The sequence below is a fragment of the Endobacter medicaginis genome, assembly GCF_014192375.1.
Taxonomy (GTDB): Bacteria; Pseudomonadota; Alphaproteobacteria; order Acetobacterales; family Acetobacteraceae; genus Endobacter; species Endobacter medicaginis.
Window position 1 is genome coordinate 273,050 of record NZ_JACHXV010000005.1, and the last position, 14,829, is coordinate 287,878.

Consider the following 14,829-nt stretch of genomic DNA (forward strand, 5'->3'; position numbering starts at 1 on the left):
GGGGTCTATCTCGATTCGAAAACGGAGTGTACGGATGCAGGGTGCGGTTGTCTCCCGATTCGGCGATTCGCTGCCTCGTCCGGTGACGTGTTTTTCATGTTTTCTGCCGGTCTGCCGTCATCGGGCACGTCGCTTCCATCATCGAGGCGGCGCGCGAGCCGGTGTTCGATGAGCTGTGCGAACATGTCGGCGGATTCCGCTCGCCCCAGTCGCGCGGAGCGTCGCGACGCCTGGGCGAGCAGGTCCGGCTCGCGCGACAGCAGCAGCTCCAGCCGTTCGGCCAGTGCTGCGGGCGTGAAAATGTCCTGCGTCATCATCCAGCCGCCGCCGGCTTCCGACAGCGCGTGCGCATTGGCGCGCTGGTGGTCGTCGATCGCATGGGGCAGCGGCACCAGGATCGAGGGTCGGCCCAATGCGGTCAGCTCGGCGATCGACGATGCGCCCGCGCGGCTGATGACCAGTGCGGCCGGGCCGAACACCGCCGCCATGTCGTCGAAGAACGGCGCGAGATGCGCCTCCACCCCGGCCGCCGCATAGAGCGCGCGCACCTCCTCGAGATCGGTGGCGCGGCATTGCTGGGTGACGTGCAGGCGGGCGCGCAGGGCCGGCGGGAGGAGGGCGACCGCGCGGGGCACCACCTCGCCGAGGATGGAGGCGCCCAGCGAGCCGCCGAACACCGCCAGATCGAGCCGCGCATCGGGCGCGGCGGCCGGGTCGCGCCAGGGGCCGGCGGCGAGCACCGAGGGGCGCACCGGATTGCCCACCACCCGCGTCTGCACCCCGTCGGGCACGCGCGTGGTGCCGTCGAAGCCGAGGGCGAGGAGGTCGGCCAGCCGGCACAGCAGCCGGTTGGCGCGACCGAGCACGGCGTTCTGTTCGTGCAGCACCAGCAGCGGACGCGCGCGACCGAGCATGCGGGCGGCCAGCATCGGCGGCACGCAGGGGTAGCCGCCGAAGCCGATCACCGCCGCAGGTCGCAGCCGCCGCATCAGCCTGCGCGCCTCGCGCGTGCCGGCGAGGAGCTGCATCGCACCTTTCGCCGCGCGGGCGAGGCTGCGCCCGGCGAGGCCCGCACCCGACAGCACGTGCTGTTCGCAGCCGGCGAAGGCGCCGGTGGTGCGCGCGCCGGTGCGGCGGTCGGTCATCAGCACCACGCGATGCCCGCGCGCCATCAGCGCGGCGGCCAGCGCCTCGGCGGGGAAGAAATGCCCGCCGGTACCGCCGGCGGCGATCACGATCGGCGCGGTCATGCGTACACCGCAGCGCCTGCGCGCACCACCGGCCGCGTGCGGCGGCGGGTGAGGGCGAGCAGCATGCCCAGGGTGAGTGCGACCGAGATCGCCGAGGAGCCGCCATAGGAGATGAACGGCAGCGTCATGCCCTTGGTCGGGATCAGGTGCAAAGTCGAGCCCATGTTGACGAAGGCCTGCAGGCCGAAGCCGGTCACCAGCCCGGTGGCGGCGATGATGACGAACGGGTCGTCCTCGGCGATCAGCTTGAGCAGCGAGCGCACCACGATGAAGCAGAAGATGCAGATGATGATCGCGCACAGGATGAAGCCGAACTCCTCGCCGGCCACCGCGAACACGAAATCGGCATGCGCGTCGGGCAGCAGGTCCTTGACCCGGCCCTCGCCGGGGCCGCGCCCGGTCAGGCCGCCATTGCCGAAGGCCTGGAGCGCGGTGTCGATCTGGTAGTGGTCGCCCTTGTCGGGGTGCAGGAAGCGCTGCACGCGCGAGCGCACATGCGGGAACGCCGCATAGGCGCCGATGAAGGCCGCGACCATGCCGCCCGCGCCGGCGCCGACCAGCATCAGGTTGAGCCCGTCGATGAAGAGCTGGGCGAGCAGCACGGTGGTGATGACCGAGAGCATGCCGATATCGGGCTGCGACTTGAGCAGCAGCAGGATCACCGCGTAGACGGCGAAGGCGCCGATCATTCCCGGCAGCGCGCGTCCGGCGACCCGCCTGGTCAGCAGCCAGGCGGTGAGCACAGCGAAGCAGGGCTTGAGGAACTCGCTCGGCTGCACCGACATCATCGGCAGCGCGATCCAGCGCCGCGCGCCCTTGATCTCGATGCCGTGCACCAGCGTCATCGCGGTCGCACCGATCGCGAGCACGGTGCCGATGAAGGCGAGGTTGCGCACCCCCCTGGGAGACAGCAGCGAGGTCGCCAGCACCACCGAACCGGCGATGGCGAGGAACACCACCTGCTTGAAGATGAACATGTCGCGGGTGGCGCCGATGCGGGCGGCGACCGCAGGCGAGGCCGCCAGCATCAGCACGTAGCCGAGCCCGATCAGCATGAAGATGCAGGCCAGCGTCCAGCGGTCGACGGTCCACCACCAGCGCGCCAGCTTCGAGTTGTCGAGACGGGTGTATCCGGACATCAGACGGCCCTTTCGGCTTCGAGCAGGCGGGCGAGGGCGGAGAAATGCGTGCCGCGCAGCTCGAAGTTCGGATACTGGTCGAAGCTCGCGCAGGCCGGAGAGAGCAGCACGACGCCGACCCCGTGCGCGCGGGCGAGCTCAAAGCCCTGTTCGACCGCCTGGGGCAGGCGATCGACGATGCGGTGCGCCACGCCGTGCGCGGCGAGCGTCTCGGCGAAGGCCGGCGCCGCCTCGCCGACCAGCAGCGCGGTGTCGATGCGCGGGAAGAAGGGGGCGAGCGTGTCGATGCCGCCGGCCTTGGCCACCCCGCCGGCGATCCAGACGATGCGGTCGTAGCAGCCGAGCGCCCAGGCGGCGGCGTCGGCGTTGGTCGCCTTGCTGTCGTTGATGAACGCGATGCCGTCGATGGTGGCGACGCGCTGCTGGCGGTGCGGCAGGCCCGGGTAGGAGGCGAGGGCGGCCGGCAGCGCGTCGCGCGCGACGCCGAGGGCGAGCGCGAGGGCCACCGCGGTGGCCGCGTTCTGGGCGTTGTGCTGGCCGAGAAGGGTATTGATGCCGGCGAGATCGGCGATCGGGCCGGCGGCGTCGGTCAGCACGGTGCCGACCGTGCGGATGTCGGCCGGCACGTCGCGGCCGGAGACCGTCACACAGCCTGGCAGGCGGGCGGCGAGTGCGACACCATGCGCGTCGTCGATCGCCACCACCGCCGTGTCGCCGGGCTGCTGGCGGGCGAAGATCTCCAGCTTGGCCGAGGCATAGCCGGCCATGTCGCCATGGCGGTCGAGATGGTCGGGGGTGAGGTTGAGCAGGCTGGCGACGTCGAAGCGCAGCGTGCGCAGACGCTCCAGCATGTAGGACGACATCTCCAGCACGTAGGTGCCGTCATTGCCCAGCAGGGGCAGGGCGAGCGCGGCGGTCCCGAGATTGCCGCCGGCGGCGACCGGGTGGCCGGTGCTGTCGAGCAGATGCGCGAGCAGCGCGGTGGTGGTGGATTTGCCGTTGGTGCCGGTAATGCCGGCGAAGCGGGCCTTCGAGCCGGACAGGCGCACGGCCTCGAACAGCAGCTCCGCGTCCGACAGGATCGGCACGCCGGCGGCGCGGGCCATGGCGGCGACGGGATGCGGTTTCGGCAGGGTGTGCGGGATGCCGGGAGAGAGCACCAGCGCGTCGAAGCCGTCGAGCGAGGTGAACTCGGCGACGCGCACGGCGGGCGTGTCGTCGAGCATGGCGCGCGAGCCGGCGAGGTCGTCCCAGGCCTGCACCTGCGCACCCATCGCGGCGAGCGTGCGTGCGGCCGCGGCACCGTTGCGGCCGAGGCCGAGCACGGCGTAGCGGCGGGAGGCGAACAGGGTGGGAGGAAAGGTGCCGCTCATCGGATCTTCAGCGTCGCCAGCCCGGCCAGGCCGAGGATGATGGAGACGATCCAGAAGCGGATCACGATGGTGGGCTCCGACCAGCCCTTCTTCTCGAAATGATGATGCAGCGGCGCCATCAGGAAGAAGCGCTTGCCGGTGCGTTTGAAATACGCGACCTGGATGATGACCGACAGCGTCTCCACCACGAACAGCCCGCCGACCAGGCACAGCACGATCTCGTGCTTGACCGCGACCGCCACGGTGCCGAGCGCGCCGCCGAGCGCGAGGGAACCGGTATCGCCCATGAACACGCGCGCGGGCGGGGCATTGAACCACAAGAAGCCCAGCCCGGCGCCGATCAGGGCGGCGAGGAAGACGCACAGTTCGCCGGTGCCGGGGACGGGATGGAGCTGGAGGTAGTCGGCGAAGACGCGGTTGCCGACCAGATAGGCGATCAGCGCGAACACCAGGGCGGCGATGATGGTCGGGCCGATCGCCAGACCGTCGAGCCCGTCGGTGAAGTTCACCGCATTGCCGCTGCCGACCATCACGAACATCGCGAACAGCGGGAAGAACCAGCCGAACGGCAGCAGCCAGTCCTTGACGAACGGGAACGCCAGCGCGCCGGCCAGCGGGGCGGGGGTGGCGAGCTGGATGATGATCGCGCCGGCCAGGGCGGCGCCGAACTCCGCGCCAAGCCGTGCGCGCTTGCTCAGGCCCATGTGGCTGCGTTTGGTCAGCTTGCGGAAATCGTCGAAGAAGCCGACGCAGCCGAATGCGCCGGTGACCAGCAGGGCGGCCCAGACGAAGGGCGAGGTGAGGTCGGCCCACAGCAGGGTGGAGATGAATAGGGCGGCCAGGATCAGCACGCCGCCCATCGTCGGCGTGCCGGCCTTCTCGGTGATGTGGCGCTCGGGGCCGAGCGTGCGGATCGGCTGGCCCTGGCGCTGCTTGGACTTGAGCCAGCGGATCACCGGATCGCCGAGCAGCAGGCTCACCAGCAGCGCGGTGGCGCAGGCGGCCCCCGCGCGGAAGGTGATGTAGCGCATCAGGTTGAACAGCGCGAAATGGTCTTCGTGGCCGTGGACGAGGTCGTAGAGCATCAGCCGACGCCCTCCGCGTGGCTGTGCGCGGCCAGCGCATCGAGGGCGGCCGCCACGTCGCGCATCCGCGAGCCGAAGCTTCCCTTCACCAGCACCGCATCGCCGTCGCGCAGCTCCGCGCAGAGCAGCGGGGCGAGCGTGCGGGCGTCCGGCGTATGGGCGCCGCGCATCGCTTGCGGGACGGCGTCGAACAGGGCGCCCATGTGCTCGCCGCAGCACCACAGCAGGTCGGCGGCGCGGGTGAGCGGTTCGGCGAGGCCGAGATGCTCGGCGGTGGCAAAACTGCCGAGCTCGCGCATGTCGCCGAGGACCGCGAGGCGCCGGCGCGCGGGTACAGCGGCCAGGACCTCGAAGGCGGCCCGCATCGAGGCGGAGGAGGCGTTGTAGCTCTCGTCGAGCAGCACGGCGCGCCCGCCCTCGGGCAGGGCGAGCAGGCGCCACGCACCGCGCCCCGCGCCGGGGCGGAACGACGACAGCGCGGCCGCACCGGCGACCACGTTGGCGCCGAGGGCGGCGGCGGCGGCCAGGGCGAGCAGGGCGTTGCGCGCCATGTGGCCGCCCGGCGCGTGCAGATGGGCGGCGACAGGCGTGCCGTCGATCAGTGCGGCGAACTCGCTGCCGTCGGCACCGCCGCGCAGGCGGGTGAAGCGGGCGCGGGCAGCGTCCGCGTCGCCGACCAGCCAGGCCTGCGCATGGGCGGCCCCGGCGAGCAGGATGTCGCGGTGCGGGGCGTCGGCCGGCACGATGGCGATGCCGTCGGCGCCGAGGGCGGCGTAGAGCGACGCCTTCTCGCGGGCGATGGCCTCGAGCGAGCCCATATGGCCGATATGGGCGGAGGCGACGGTGGTCAGCACCGCCACATCGGGGCGGGCGAGGGTGGCGAGCGGGATGATCTCGCCGGGATGGTTCATGCCGATCTCGATCACCGCGAAGGCCGCGTCGCGCGGCATCCGCGCCAGCGTCAGCGGCACGCCCCAGTGGTTGTTGTAGGAGGCGTCGGCGGCATGGGTGAGGCCGGAGGCGGCGAGGATGGTACGCAGCATCTCCTTGGTGGTGGTCTTGCCGACGCTGCCGCTGACCGCGACCAGCTTCCCGTCGAAACGCGCCCGTCCGGCGGCGCCGAGCGCGGTCAGACCGGCCAGCGTGTCGGCGACGTGCAGCACGCGCGGATCGTCGAACGGGCGATGGGCCAGCGCGCCGGCGGCCCCCTTCGCCAGCGCGGCGGCGACATGGGCGTGGCCGTCGCTGTTCTCGCCGACCAGGGCGATGAACAGGTCGCCCGGCGCGAGGGTGCGGCTGTCGATCGAGATGCCGCCGACCGCCGTGTCGGCGAGGTCGGCCGCGCAGGCGATGCCCAGCGCGTGGGCGATCTCGCCCAGGGTCCACAGGGGCGCGCGGGTCATGACGCCACCCGCAGGGAGGCGCCGGCGGCGCGGCGGATCGTGTCGGCGTCGTCGAAGGGCAGGGTGGTGCCGGCGATGGTCTGGCCCTGTTCGTGTCCCTTGCCGGCCACGGCCAGCACGTCGCCGGGACGCAGCATCGCCAGGCCTTCGGCGATGGCACGCGCGCGGTCGCCGATCTCGATGCCGCCGGGCAGGGCGGCGAGGATCTCGGCGCGGATCGCGGCCGGCGCCTCGGAGCGCGGGTTGTCGTCGGTGACGATGGCGATGTCGGCCTCGCGGGCGGCGATCGCGCCCATCATCGGCCGCTTGCCACGGTCGCGGTCGCCGCCGGCGCCGAACACCACGATCAGCCGCCCCGTCGCATGCGGGCGCAGGGCCGACAGCAGGCGCGACAGCGCGTCGGGCGTGTGGGCGTAGTCGACATAGGCGCTCGCGCCGTTGTCGAGCGTCACGGCGAGTTCCATGCGGCCGCGCACGCCGTGCAGATGCGGCAGGAAGGTCAGGGCGTCGGTCTCGCCGCCGGCATCGGCGAGGGCGGCGGCGAGCAGGGCGTTGTCGGCCTGGAAGCGGCCGGGCAGGGGCAGATCGATCTCGAGATGGCGGCCGTAGGCGTCGAGCGAGAGGTGCTGGCCGCCCGGATGCGGCACGGCCGACCGCAGCCGGATCGCATCGCCCGCCTCGCCGACCAGGCGCAGGTCGAGACGGCGGCTGGCGGCGATGCCGCGCAGGGCCTCGAGCGTGGCCGGGTCCATGCCGGCATTGGCCGCCGCCACCGAACCGGCCGGCAGCAGCTCGGCGAACAGGCGCAGCTTGGCGGCGCGGTAGGCGGCCTCGCTGCCGTGATAGTCGAGATGGTCGCGGGTGAGGTTGGAGAAGCCGGCGGCCGCGATCGACACCCCGTCGAGCCGGTACTGGTCGAGCCCGTGCGAGGAGGCTTCGAGGGCCACGTGCTGCACGCCGGAGCGGGCGAGCAGCGCCAGCGTCTCGGCCAGGGCGACGCTGTCCGGGGTGGTCAGCACCGGCCCGGCCAGCAGTTCGGCGGGCGCGCCGAGCAGGCCGAGCGTGCCGAGGCTGGCGGCGCGATGGCCGCGCGCGGCCCAGATCTGGCGCAGGAAATCGACCGTGCTGGTCTTGCCGTTGGTGCCGGTGACGGCGACCACCTGGGCGGGGGCCGGCCCGATCCGGGTCTCGGCGAGCGCGCGGGCCGCAAGGGCGAGCGCGCGGCGCGGGTTCGCCGTCTCCAGCAGGGGGCGCGGCGGCACGCCGGCGGGCCATTCGGTGCCGGCGGGGGCGAGCACCGCGCGGGCACCGGCCGCGACCGCGGCGCCGATGAAGGCGCGGCCATCGGCACGCGCGCCCGGCAGGGCGGCGAACAGGGTCGCGGGTCCGACGCGGCGGCTGTCGGCGGTGATGGTGGCGACCTCCACCGAGGACGCCTCGGCGGGGACGGCGTCGATGCCGCTGGCGTCACACAGGGTGGCGAGGTTCATCGGGTCGCGGCTCCGCTGCTGTCCGCGGCCGTGCGGCCGGGAATCCAGGCGGCTTCATGACGCAGCTTTGCGTCGAGATGTGGGCGCGGGGCCGTGTCGGCGACGCGGGCGCGGCCCGGTTTCGGGCTCGCGCCCTCGCCCGGATCACCCGGATCGTTGCCCGGGCCGAGCGAGCGGGTGCCGCTGGGGATCGACGGCTCCAGCGGGATGGCGAGTGCGGCATCGAGCGCGGCGGCTTCGGCGGGCGGCTTCGGAAACAGGCCCAGCATCGGGGCGGCGCGCGAGATGATCTGGCGCACGACGGGGGCGGCGACCCACGCGGCCGTGGTCCAGCCATGCGTCTCCTTGGTGGCGACCGGGCTGTCGATCATCACGTAGACGGCGTAGCGCGGCCTGTTCATCGGGAACACCGAGGTGAAGGCGGCGATGTTGAGGTGTTTGAGGTAGCGTCCGTTGGCACCCACCTTCTCGGCCGTGCCGGTCTTGCCGCCGACCAGATAGCCCTCGACCTCGGAGGTCTTGCCGGTGCCCTTGGTGACGTCGAGGCGCAGCAGGCGCCGCAGCAGCTCGGCGTTCTGCGGAGAGATCACCCGCTCGGCGCCCGGCGCGTCGGCGGGATTGCCGATGCCGGCGTTGCCGGTCTGCGCGGCACTGGCGGTGTCGTCGATCGCGGGCTGGACGGAGGCGTCGGGCGCCTTGTCGTCGATCTTGTCGCTCACCGCCTGCACGGCGGCCGGCGCGAGGCCGTCGGGCGGGGTCGGCCGGGCCAGCACGGTCGGCTTGAGCAGGAAGCCGCCATTGGTGGTCGCCGCGGTGCCGCGCACGATGGCCAGCGGCGATTCCGCGACGCCATGGCCGAAGCCGATCGTCATCACCGCGACCTGGCCCCAGTTCGACAGCCCCGGCACAACCGGGCGCCCGGCCTCCGGCAGCTCGACCGGCACGCGGTCGAGGAAGCCCATCATCTTGAGCCACTCGCGCTGGCGCTTCGCGCCGACGTCGAGGGCGATATGCGCCGAGGCCGGGTTCGACGAGTAGGCCAGCACCTCCGGCAGCGACAGCCAGGGCGCGAAATGGTCGGTCTTCATGTCGGAGATGGTGAACCGCCCGACATGGATCGGCCGCGAGCTGAACCGGTCCCAGACATGGACGACGTTGTCCTGCAGCGCCATCGCCGCGGTCTGCAGCTTGAAGGTCGAGCCGGGCTCGTACATGCCGGTGACACAGCGGTTGAAGCGGTCGTTCGGGTCCGCCTTGCCGAATTCGTTGGCGTCGTAGTCCGGCAGGCTGACCATGGCCAGGATCTCGCCGGTGTTGACGTCCATCACGATCGAGCAGGCGCCGATGCCCTTGAAGTTGGTCAGCGCGGCCTGGAGCTCCTCGCGCGCGACCGCCTGCACGCGGATGTCGAGCGACAGGCGCAGCGGCGTGCGGTCGGCGGTCAGCCGGCGGTCGAAGGCGCGCTCGACGCCGGCGACGCCATGATCGTCGATATCCACCGCGCCCATCACCTGGGTCGCGGTGCGGCCGAGCGGGTAGTGGCGCTTCTCGCTGGGCTCGAAATAGATGCCGGGAATGCCGAGATCGTTGATCCGCAGCTCCTGGTCGGGGGTGATGCCGCGGGCGAGGTAGACGAACTGCTTCTTCGACTGCAGCCGGGCCAGCATCTCGGCGCGGTTGAGCTTCGGCAGCACCGAGGCGAGCCTGTCGACCGTCTCCGCCGGGTCGATCATCTCCTGCGGGTTGGCGTAGACCGAGGCCAGCGGCAGCGAGATGGCCAGGATCTGGCCGTTGCGGTCGGTGATGGTGGCGCGGTGCACGGTCGGGATGTCGATGTCGCCGGCCAGTGCTGCACCGTGCTCGACCTTCGGGATCGGGGGCACCTGGGGGGCGATCTGGCGCGCGGCGGGCGCCATCGGGGCGAGCATGGTGGCCAGCGCGAGCTTGACGCCCACCGCGCCGAAAATCAGGCAGAACCCGCCCGACAGGGCGAGCAGGCGGGTGTGCATGCGCTCCAGCCGGGCGCGCTGGCGCAGCTCGCCGCCGGTGACGTTGACGTCGGTGCCGAAAGCAGCAGCGGCCGCACCCTGGGGTGCGGCCTGGACCGTCTCTCTGCCGTTCGATTCTCTACCCTGCGGGTCGCTCATGCGGCCGTCCCGTCGTTCAAAGTCTCGTCTGCGTCAAGGCATCAGTGCCCGTGCCGCCCTGTCTCGCGTCCTAGCCGCCGAGTGGCACCGGTGGCGGCAGCGCGGTGTGGGCGCCGCCGAGGGCGGAGCTGAACCCGACCGGGGCGACCGCCTCGCGCGGTGGCGTCGCCGGTGCGCTGGCGGGGTGCCAGGCGACGGTGCGCACGACCGGTGTCGCCGCCGGGCGCGGGTGCCAGGCGACCTGGGTGAGGGCGGGGGCGGGGTGCGCCGCCGGGCGCCGGGCCGCGCTCGCCAGGAGCGGGCGCGCGGGTTCGGCCGCGGGGTGGGCGGGTGCGACGCGGGCGAGCTGCACCGGCCGGACCGGGGGTTTGGCATGATGTCCGGAATCGGCGGGGGCGGTGGCGTCGGCCGGTGCCTTCGGGACGTCCGCGGCCTCGGGTTCGGCGGTGTCCTCGGCGGCGGTCGGGTCGATGATGCCGCTCGAGCGCGAGGTGGCCTCGGCCATCCGCACCATGCCCGGCTGGGTGTGCGGGCGGCCGGTGGCGAGACGCACCGGCGGTGCCGGCAGGGCGATCGCGCGTGCCGCCGGCTGTGGCGCGGCCTGGGGCTGGTTCGCGGCGAGCGACACCGGCGCATCGGCCGCGTCGGGTGTCTCGGCGTCGCGCGCCGGGATCTTCTCGGGCAGCGCGCTGGCCAGCACCGCGCCCGCGCTGTCGTCCGGGCCGGTGGCGGCCGGCGGCGTGGCGTCGCTCGGCGGGGCGATGGCGTCGGGATCGGCGACGGGCTTGGGCTCCTCCTTCGGCGGCAGATGCGCCACCGCGTCGGCCACCTGCACGAACTGCTGCGGCGCCAGCGGCTGCAGGCTGGGCAGGAACTGTGCCGACAGCCTGGCGAGGCGATCGGGCTGGCTGAGCAGCGCCCATTCCGCCTTCAGCATCGCCGTGCGGTCCTGCGACTGGCCGGTGAGTGCGACGATCTGCGAGATCTGCTGGTCGAGCAGCGTGGTGCGGTGCTTCTCGGTATAGAGATACAGCCCCGAGGCTCCGGCGAGGACGGCGCAGAAGCAGGTGAACGGGCGGATCATCGTGCGGTCTCCGCGAGGTCGGTCGGCTGGGGGAGGGGCAGGCGTTCGAGGCCGCGCAGGCGGGCGCTGCGGGCGCGGGGATTGCGGTCGGTCTCGGCTTCGCCGGGCAGGACGGGGCGGTTGCCGAGCAGGCGGTAGCCGGCCCGCGCGACCGGGGCGGCGAGGCCGGGATGGTGGCGCGAGGGGGCGGGCGTGCGGCCCGCGGCGGCCTGGGTGAAGCGCTTGACCAGCCGGTCCTCGAGCGAGTGGAACGACACCACCACCAGCCGCCCGCCGGGGGCGAGCAGGGCGGCGGCGTCGCGCAGGCCGGCCTCGATCTGGCCGAGCTCGTCGTTCACCCGGATGCGCAGGGCCTGGAAGGAGCGGGTGGCCGGGTCGATGCCGGAGCGGTCGCGCGGCACCACCGAGCGGATGATGTCGGCGAGCCGGGCAGTGGTCTCGATCGGGGCGTCGGCGCGGGCGGCGACGATGGCGCGAGCGATGCGGCGCGACAGCCGCTCCTCGCCGAACTCGTAGAGCACGTCGGCGAGCTCGGCCTCGGCCAGGGTGTTGACCAGGTCGGCGGCGGTCTGTCCCTCGCGGCCCATGCGCATGTCGAGCGGCCCGTCGAAGCGGAAGCTGAAGCCGCGGGCCGGATCGTCGATCTGATAGGACGATACGCCGAGGTCGAACACCGCGCCGTCGAGGCTGTCGATGCCGCGCGCCGCGAGCAGGGCCAGCAGGTTGCCGAAGCCGCCTTCGACCAGGTGCAGCCGGCCGGGATAGAGCTTCGCCAGCTCCGCGCCGCGGGCGATGGCGTCGGCGTCGCGGTCGATGGCCCACAGCGTGCAGTCGGCGGCGTCGAGGATGGCGCGCGCATAGCCGCCGCCGCCGAAGGTGGCGTCGAGATACAGCCCGCCATCACGCGGCGCGAGGGCGGTCAGCACCTCGTCGAGCATCACCGGAACGTGACCGAATGCGGGGGTGGGCGCGTGGGTGTCGATCATGCCGCGCCCGCCTTCGTGGCGGCCGGCAGGGTCACCGAGCGCGCACGCTGGCGCGCGCTCTCGCGCCGGGCCGCTGCCGCCTGTGGTTCCCAGATCTGGAAAATCCGCCCCAACCCCATGAAGACGACCGAATCGGCGAGCCCCGCATGGGCCACCAAGGCTTCTGGAAGCACGATTCGGCCTTCCTTGTCCGCATCGACGGGGAAGGCATCCGCATAAAGTGCGGCGGCGAGGTCTTCATGATCCTCGCTGAACATGTCGAGCCGGTCGAGCGGGGTGGCGAGCTCGGCGAAGGCGGCCGGCGGCCAGCCTTCGATGCAGGGGTGCTTGTGCGACGGGCGCAGCACCACGAACGGGCTGGCCTCGCCGCCGCCGCGCAGGGCCGAGCGGAAGCCGGCGGGCACGGAAACCCGGCCCTTGGCGTCCAGCCGGTTCTGATGTGTGCCGAGAAACACACCCACCCTTGCGGTTCCTCTCCAGCGATCTCGCGCCCACGCCGCGAACATGTCTCGGCGTGGGCAGACATGGGATAACATGGGAAATCATGGGGAGCAAAAGAAAACAAAGCGTAAAGATTGGTCAAATCAGTTATTTAGCGCGAAGAAGTGCAGTCGCCGCATGAACTGAGGCCCGTTAACTATCTATTCACGTTTTGTTCCACGTGAAACAATCCCCGCTGTGCTTCATGGGGTTCGAAAAAAAGAGGTGCCAGACGGCCTGTAAGCCGGGTTCTGTCCGCAGCGTCACCGCTGCGGGACGGTCATTCCTCTGGGACGCGCATCGCTGCGCGCCTCGCGCGACCAACCCGGGCAACGGGGGCGGAAACACCCCTGGCGCGGCGCATGACACGCCCGCCTGTCGCCCCTATTCGGTCTTGCTCCCGGTGGGGTTTACCCTGCCGCCTGCGTTGCCGCCGGCGCGGTGCGCTCTTGCCGCACCGTTTCGCCCTTACCCGCAAGCCGGACCTGCGAACAGGCGACCGGCCCCGTGCGGGCGGTGTGTTTTCTGTGGCACTGTCCCTGGGGTCGCCCCCGCCGGCCGTTAGCCGGCACCGCTTTCCTCTGGAGCCCGGACTTTCCTCCACGCGAAACCCGTCGCCGGGCCCGCGCAGCGACCGTCCGGCCGTCTGGCGGGCGGAAAATGTTCCCCGCCTCGGGCTTCGTCAAGCCTTGCCAAGCCCGTCGCAGGCTCGGAGCATGGAGCGAACGGGCGGCGGCAGACCGCGGGGGAGGGACGTATGACCGAGGTGGTGATCGGTGTGGATGTCGGTTCGGGCAGTGCCCGGGCGGGGGTGTTCGACCTCGAGGGGCGCGCACTTGCCAGCCGGACCCACCCGATCGCGCAGTTCCGGCCCGCGCCCGGCCATGTCGAACAGTCCAGCGCCGATATCTGGTCGGCGGTCTGTGCCTGCGTGCGCGGGGCGATGGCGGCGGCGCAGGCGCGTTCGGCATCGCCGGTCGAACCGTGCGGCATCGGCTTCGACGCCACCTGTTCGCTGGTCGCGACCGATGCCGCCGGCGGCCCGGTCTCGCTCAGCACCACCGGCCGCGACGACCACGACATCATCATGTGGATGGACCAGCGCGCCACCGACCAGGCCGCGCGGATCAACGCGACGGGCGCGGAGGTGCTGCGCTATGTGGGCGGCCGCATCTCGCCCGAGATGCAGACGCCGAAGCTGCTCTGGCTGGCGGAGAACCTGCCCCGCGCCTTCGCTGCCGCGCATGATTTCTTCGACCTGCCCGACTGGCTCACCTTCCGCGCCACCGGTGCGCGGTCGCGCTCGCTGTGCTCGCTGGTCTGCAAATGGACCTATCTCGGTCACGAGCGGCGTTGGGATGAGGACTATTTCCGCCGGATCGGGCTCGGCATGCTCGCCGACGAGGGGTTCGCGCGTATCGGCACCGAGGTGCTGCCTCCGGGAGAGGCGGTCGGACAGGGGCTGAGCGCGCAGGGGGCGGCCGAACTCGGCCTGCCCGGCGGCCTGCCGGTCAGCGCCTCGGCGATCGACGCCCATGCCGGCGGGATCGGCCTGATCGGCGCGCAGGTTGCGGGCGGCGGCACCCTCGCCGCGCGGATTGCGCTGATCATGGGCACGTCGAGCTGCCACATGGCGGTCTCGTCCGGCCCTGCCTTCGTGCCGGGTGTGTGGGGGCCCTATCGGTCGGCGATGGTGCCTGGCCTGTGGCTCAACGAGGGCGGGCAGTCCGCCGTTGGCTCGCTGATCGACCACCTGGTGCAGAGCCATGCCGGCCGCGCGGACCTCGCCGCCGACGGCGCGGACGTGTTCGACACCCTGAACCGGCGTGTCGCCACCCTCTCGTCCGGTCTCGCGGTGCCCGCTGCGCTGAGTGCCGGTCTGCACGTGCTGCCCGATTTTCTCGGCAATCGCTCGCCCCATGCCGACGCCTCGCTGCGCGGCATGATCTCCGGACTGGGCCTGTCGGCTTCCGGCGACGACCTCGCGTGCCTGTATCTCGCCACCTGCCAGTCCCTCGCCTATGGCACCCGCCAGATCATCGAGGCCCTGGACGCGAGCGGCGACTATGCGATCGACCTGATCCTCGCCTGCGGCGGCTGGACGAAGAACCGGCTGTTCCTGCGCGAGCATGCGGACGCCACCGGCTGTCGCATCGTGTTGCCCGAGGAGCCCGAGGCGGTGCTGCTGGGATCGGCGATCCTCGGCGCCGTCGCCGGCGGCGCCTATCCGGCGATCGAGGCGGCGATGGCGGCGATGAGCCGCGCCGGCGAGGTCATCGAGCCCGCCGGCGGCGCGGTGCGCCGCTACCACGACGCCAAATATGCCGTGTTCCGCCGGATGCACGACGACCAGATGGCCTATCGGGCGCTGATGGCGACTGTCTGATTTGCA

Annotated in this window: 11 protein-coding genes and 1 other RNA gene; 1 reads left to right on the forward strand and 11 read right to left on the reverse strand. The window is 72.2% G+C overall.

Annotation, left to right across the window (positions count from 1 at the left end; translation table 11 throughout):
* Positions 1 to 5: 5 nt before the first annotated feature.
* The 11 genes from murG to rnpB all read right to left on the reverse strand — a co-directional run bounded on the left by murG (position 6) and on the right by rnpB (position 13,087).
* Positions 6 to 1,250, reverse strand: coding sequence for an undecaprenyldiphospho-muramoylpentapeptide beta-N-acetylglucosaminyltransferase (murG, locus tag FHR90_RS08765; RefSeq protein ID WP_183275061.1), 1,245 nt, complete (start codon positions 1,248 to 1,250; stop codon positions 6 to 8).
* Complete coding sequence (locus tag FHR90_RS08770) at positions 1,247 to 2,389, reverse strand: FtsW/RodA/SpoVE family cell cycle protein (RefSeq protein WP_176626503.1); 1,143 nt, start codon at positions 2,387 to 2,389, stop codon at positions 1,247 to 1,249. The genes murG and FHR90_RS08770 overlap by 4 nt, the downstream gene beginning before the upstream one ends.
* Complete coding sequence (gene murD / locus FHR90_RS08775) at positions 2,389 to 3,762, reverse strand: UDP-N-acetylmuramoyl-L-alanine--D-glutamate ligase (RefSeq protein ID WP_183275062.1); 1,374 nt, start codon at positions 3,760 to 3,762, stop codon at positions 2,389 to 2,391. The genes FHR90_RS08770 and murD overlap by 1 nt, the downstream gene beginning before the upstream one ends.
* Positions 3,759 to 4,847 (reverse strand): phospho-N-acetylmuramoyl-pentapeptide-transferase, encoded by a 1,089-nt coding sequence (mraY, locus tag FHR90_RS08780; RefSeq protein WP_176626543.1) that lies wholly within the window; start codon positions 4,845 to 4,847, stop codon positions 3,759 to 3,761. Before mraY ends, murD begins: the two co-directional genes overlap by 4 nt.
* On the reverse strand, positions 4,847 to 6,250 hold the full coding sequence (locus FHR90_RS08785) for a UDP-N-acetylmuramoyl-tripeptide--D-alanyl-D-alanine ligase (protein WP_183275063.1): 1,404 nt from the start codon (positions 6,248 to 6,250) through the stop codon (positions 4,847 to 4,849). The genes mraY and FHR90_RS08785 overlap by 1 nt, the downstream gene beginning before the upstream one ends.
* Entirely contained in the window at positions 6,247 to 7,740 is a 1,494-nt protein-coding gene (locus FHR90_RS08790) for a UDP-N-acetylmuramoyl-L-alanyl-D-glutamate--2,6-diaminopimelate ligase (RefSeq protein ID WP_183275064.1), read from the reverse strand. The genes FHR90_RS08785 and FHR90_RS08790 overlap by 4 nt, the downstream gene beginning before the upstream one ends.
* The gene (locus FHR90_RS08795) at positions 7,737 to 9,887 is read right to left on the reverse strand and encodes a peptidoglycan D,D-transpeptidase FtsI family protein (RefSeq protein ID WP_183275065.1); all 2,151 of its coding nucleotides are present in this window, start codon (positions 9,885 to 9,887) and stop codon (positions 7,737 to 7,739) included. The genes FHR90_RS08790 and FHR90_RS08795 overlap by 4 nt, the downstream gene beginning before the upstream one ends.
* 70 nt (positions 9,888 to 9,957) lie before the next feature.
* Positions 9,958 to 10,971 (reverse strand): cell division protein FtsL, encoded by a 1,014-nt coding sequence (gene ftsL, locus FHR90_RS08800; RefSeq protein WP_183275066.1) that lies wholly within the window; start codon positions 10,969 to 10,971, stop codon positions 9,958 to 9,960.
* Positions 10,968 to 11,957 carry a 16S rRNA (cytosine(1402)-N(4))-methyltransferase RsmH gene (gene rsmH / locus FHR90_RS08805; RefSeq protein ID WP_183275067.1) on the reverse strand — a complete coding sequence of 330 codons (990 nt, stop codon included), beginning with the start codon at positions 11,955 to 11,957 and terminating at the stop codon, positions 10,968 to 10,970. The genes ftsL and rsmH overlap by 4 nt, the downstream gene beginning before the upstream one ends.
* A complete protein-coding gene (mraZ, locus tag FHR90_RS08810; protein WP_183275068.1) occupies positions 11,954 to 12,418 on the reverse strand; it encodes a division/cell wall cluster transcriptional repressor MraZ in 465 nt (154 codons plus the stop codon). The genes rsmH and mraZ overlap by 4 nt, the downstream gene beginning before the upstream one ends.
* Before the next feature lie 243 nt (positions 12,419 to 12,661).
* Positions 12,662 to 13,087: RNase P RNA component class A (rnpB, locus tag FHR90_RS08815), an RNA gene on the reverse strand.
* Between the two features lie 107 nt (positions 13,088 to 13,194).
* Between rnpB and FHR90_RS08820 the strand changes: the two genes are divergently transcribed.
* Positions 13,195 to 14,823: an FGGY-family carbohydrate kinase gene (locus FHR90_RS08820; protein ID WP_183275069.1), complete on the forward strand. Its 1,629-nt coding sequence runs from the start codon at positions 13,195 to 13,197 to the stop codon at positions 14,821 to 14,823.
* The last annotated feature ends 6 nt before the right edge of the window (positions 14,824 to 14,829 follow it).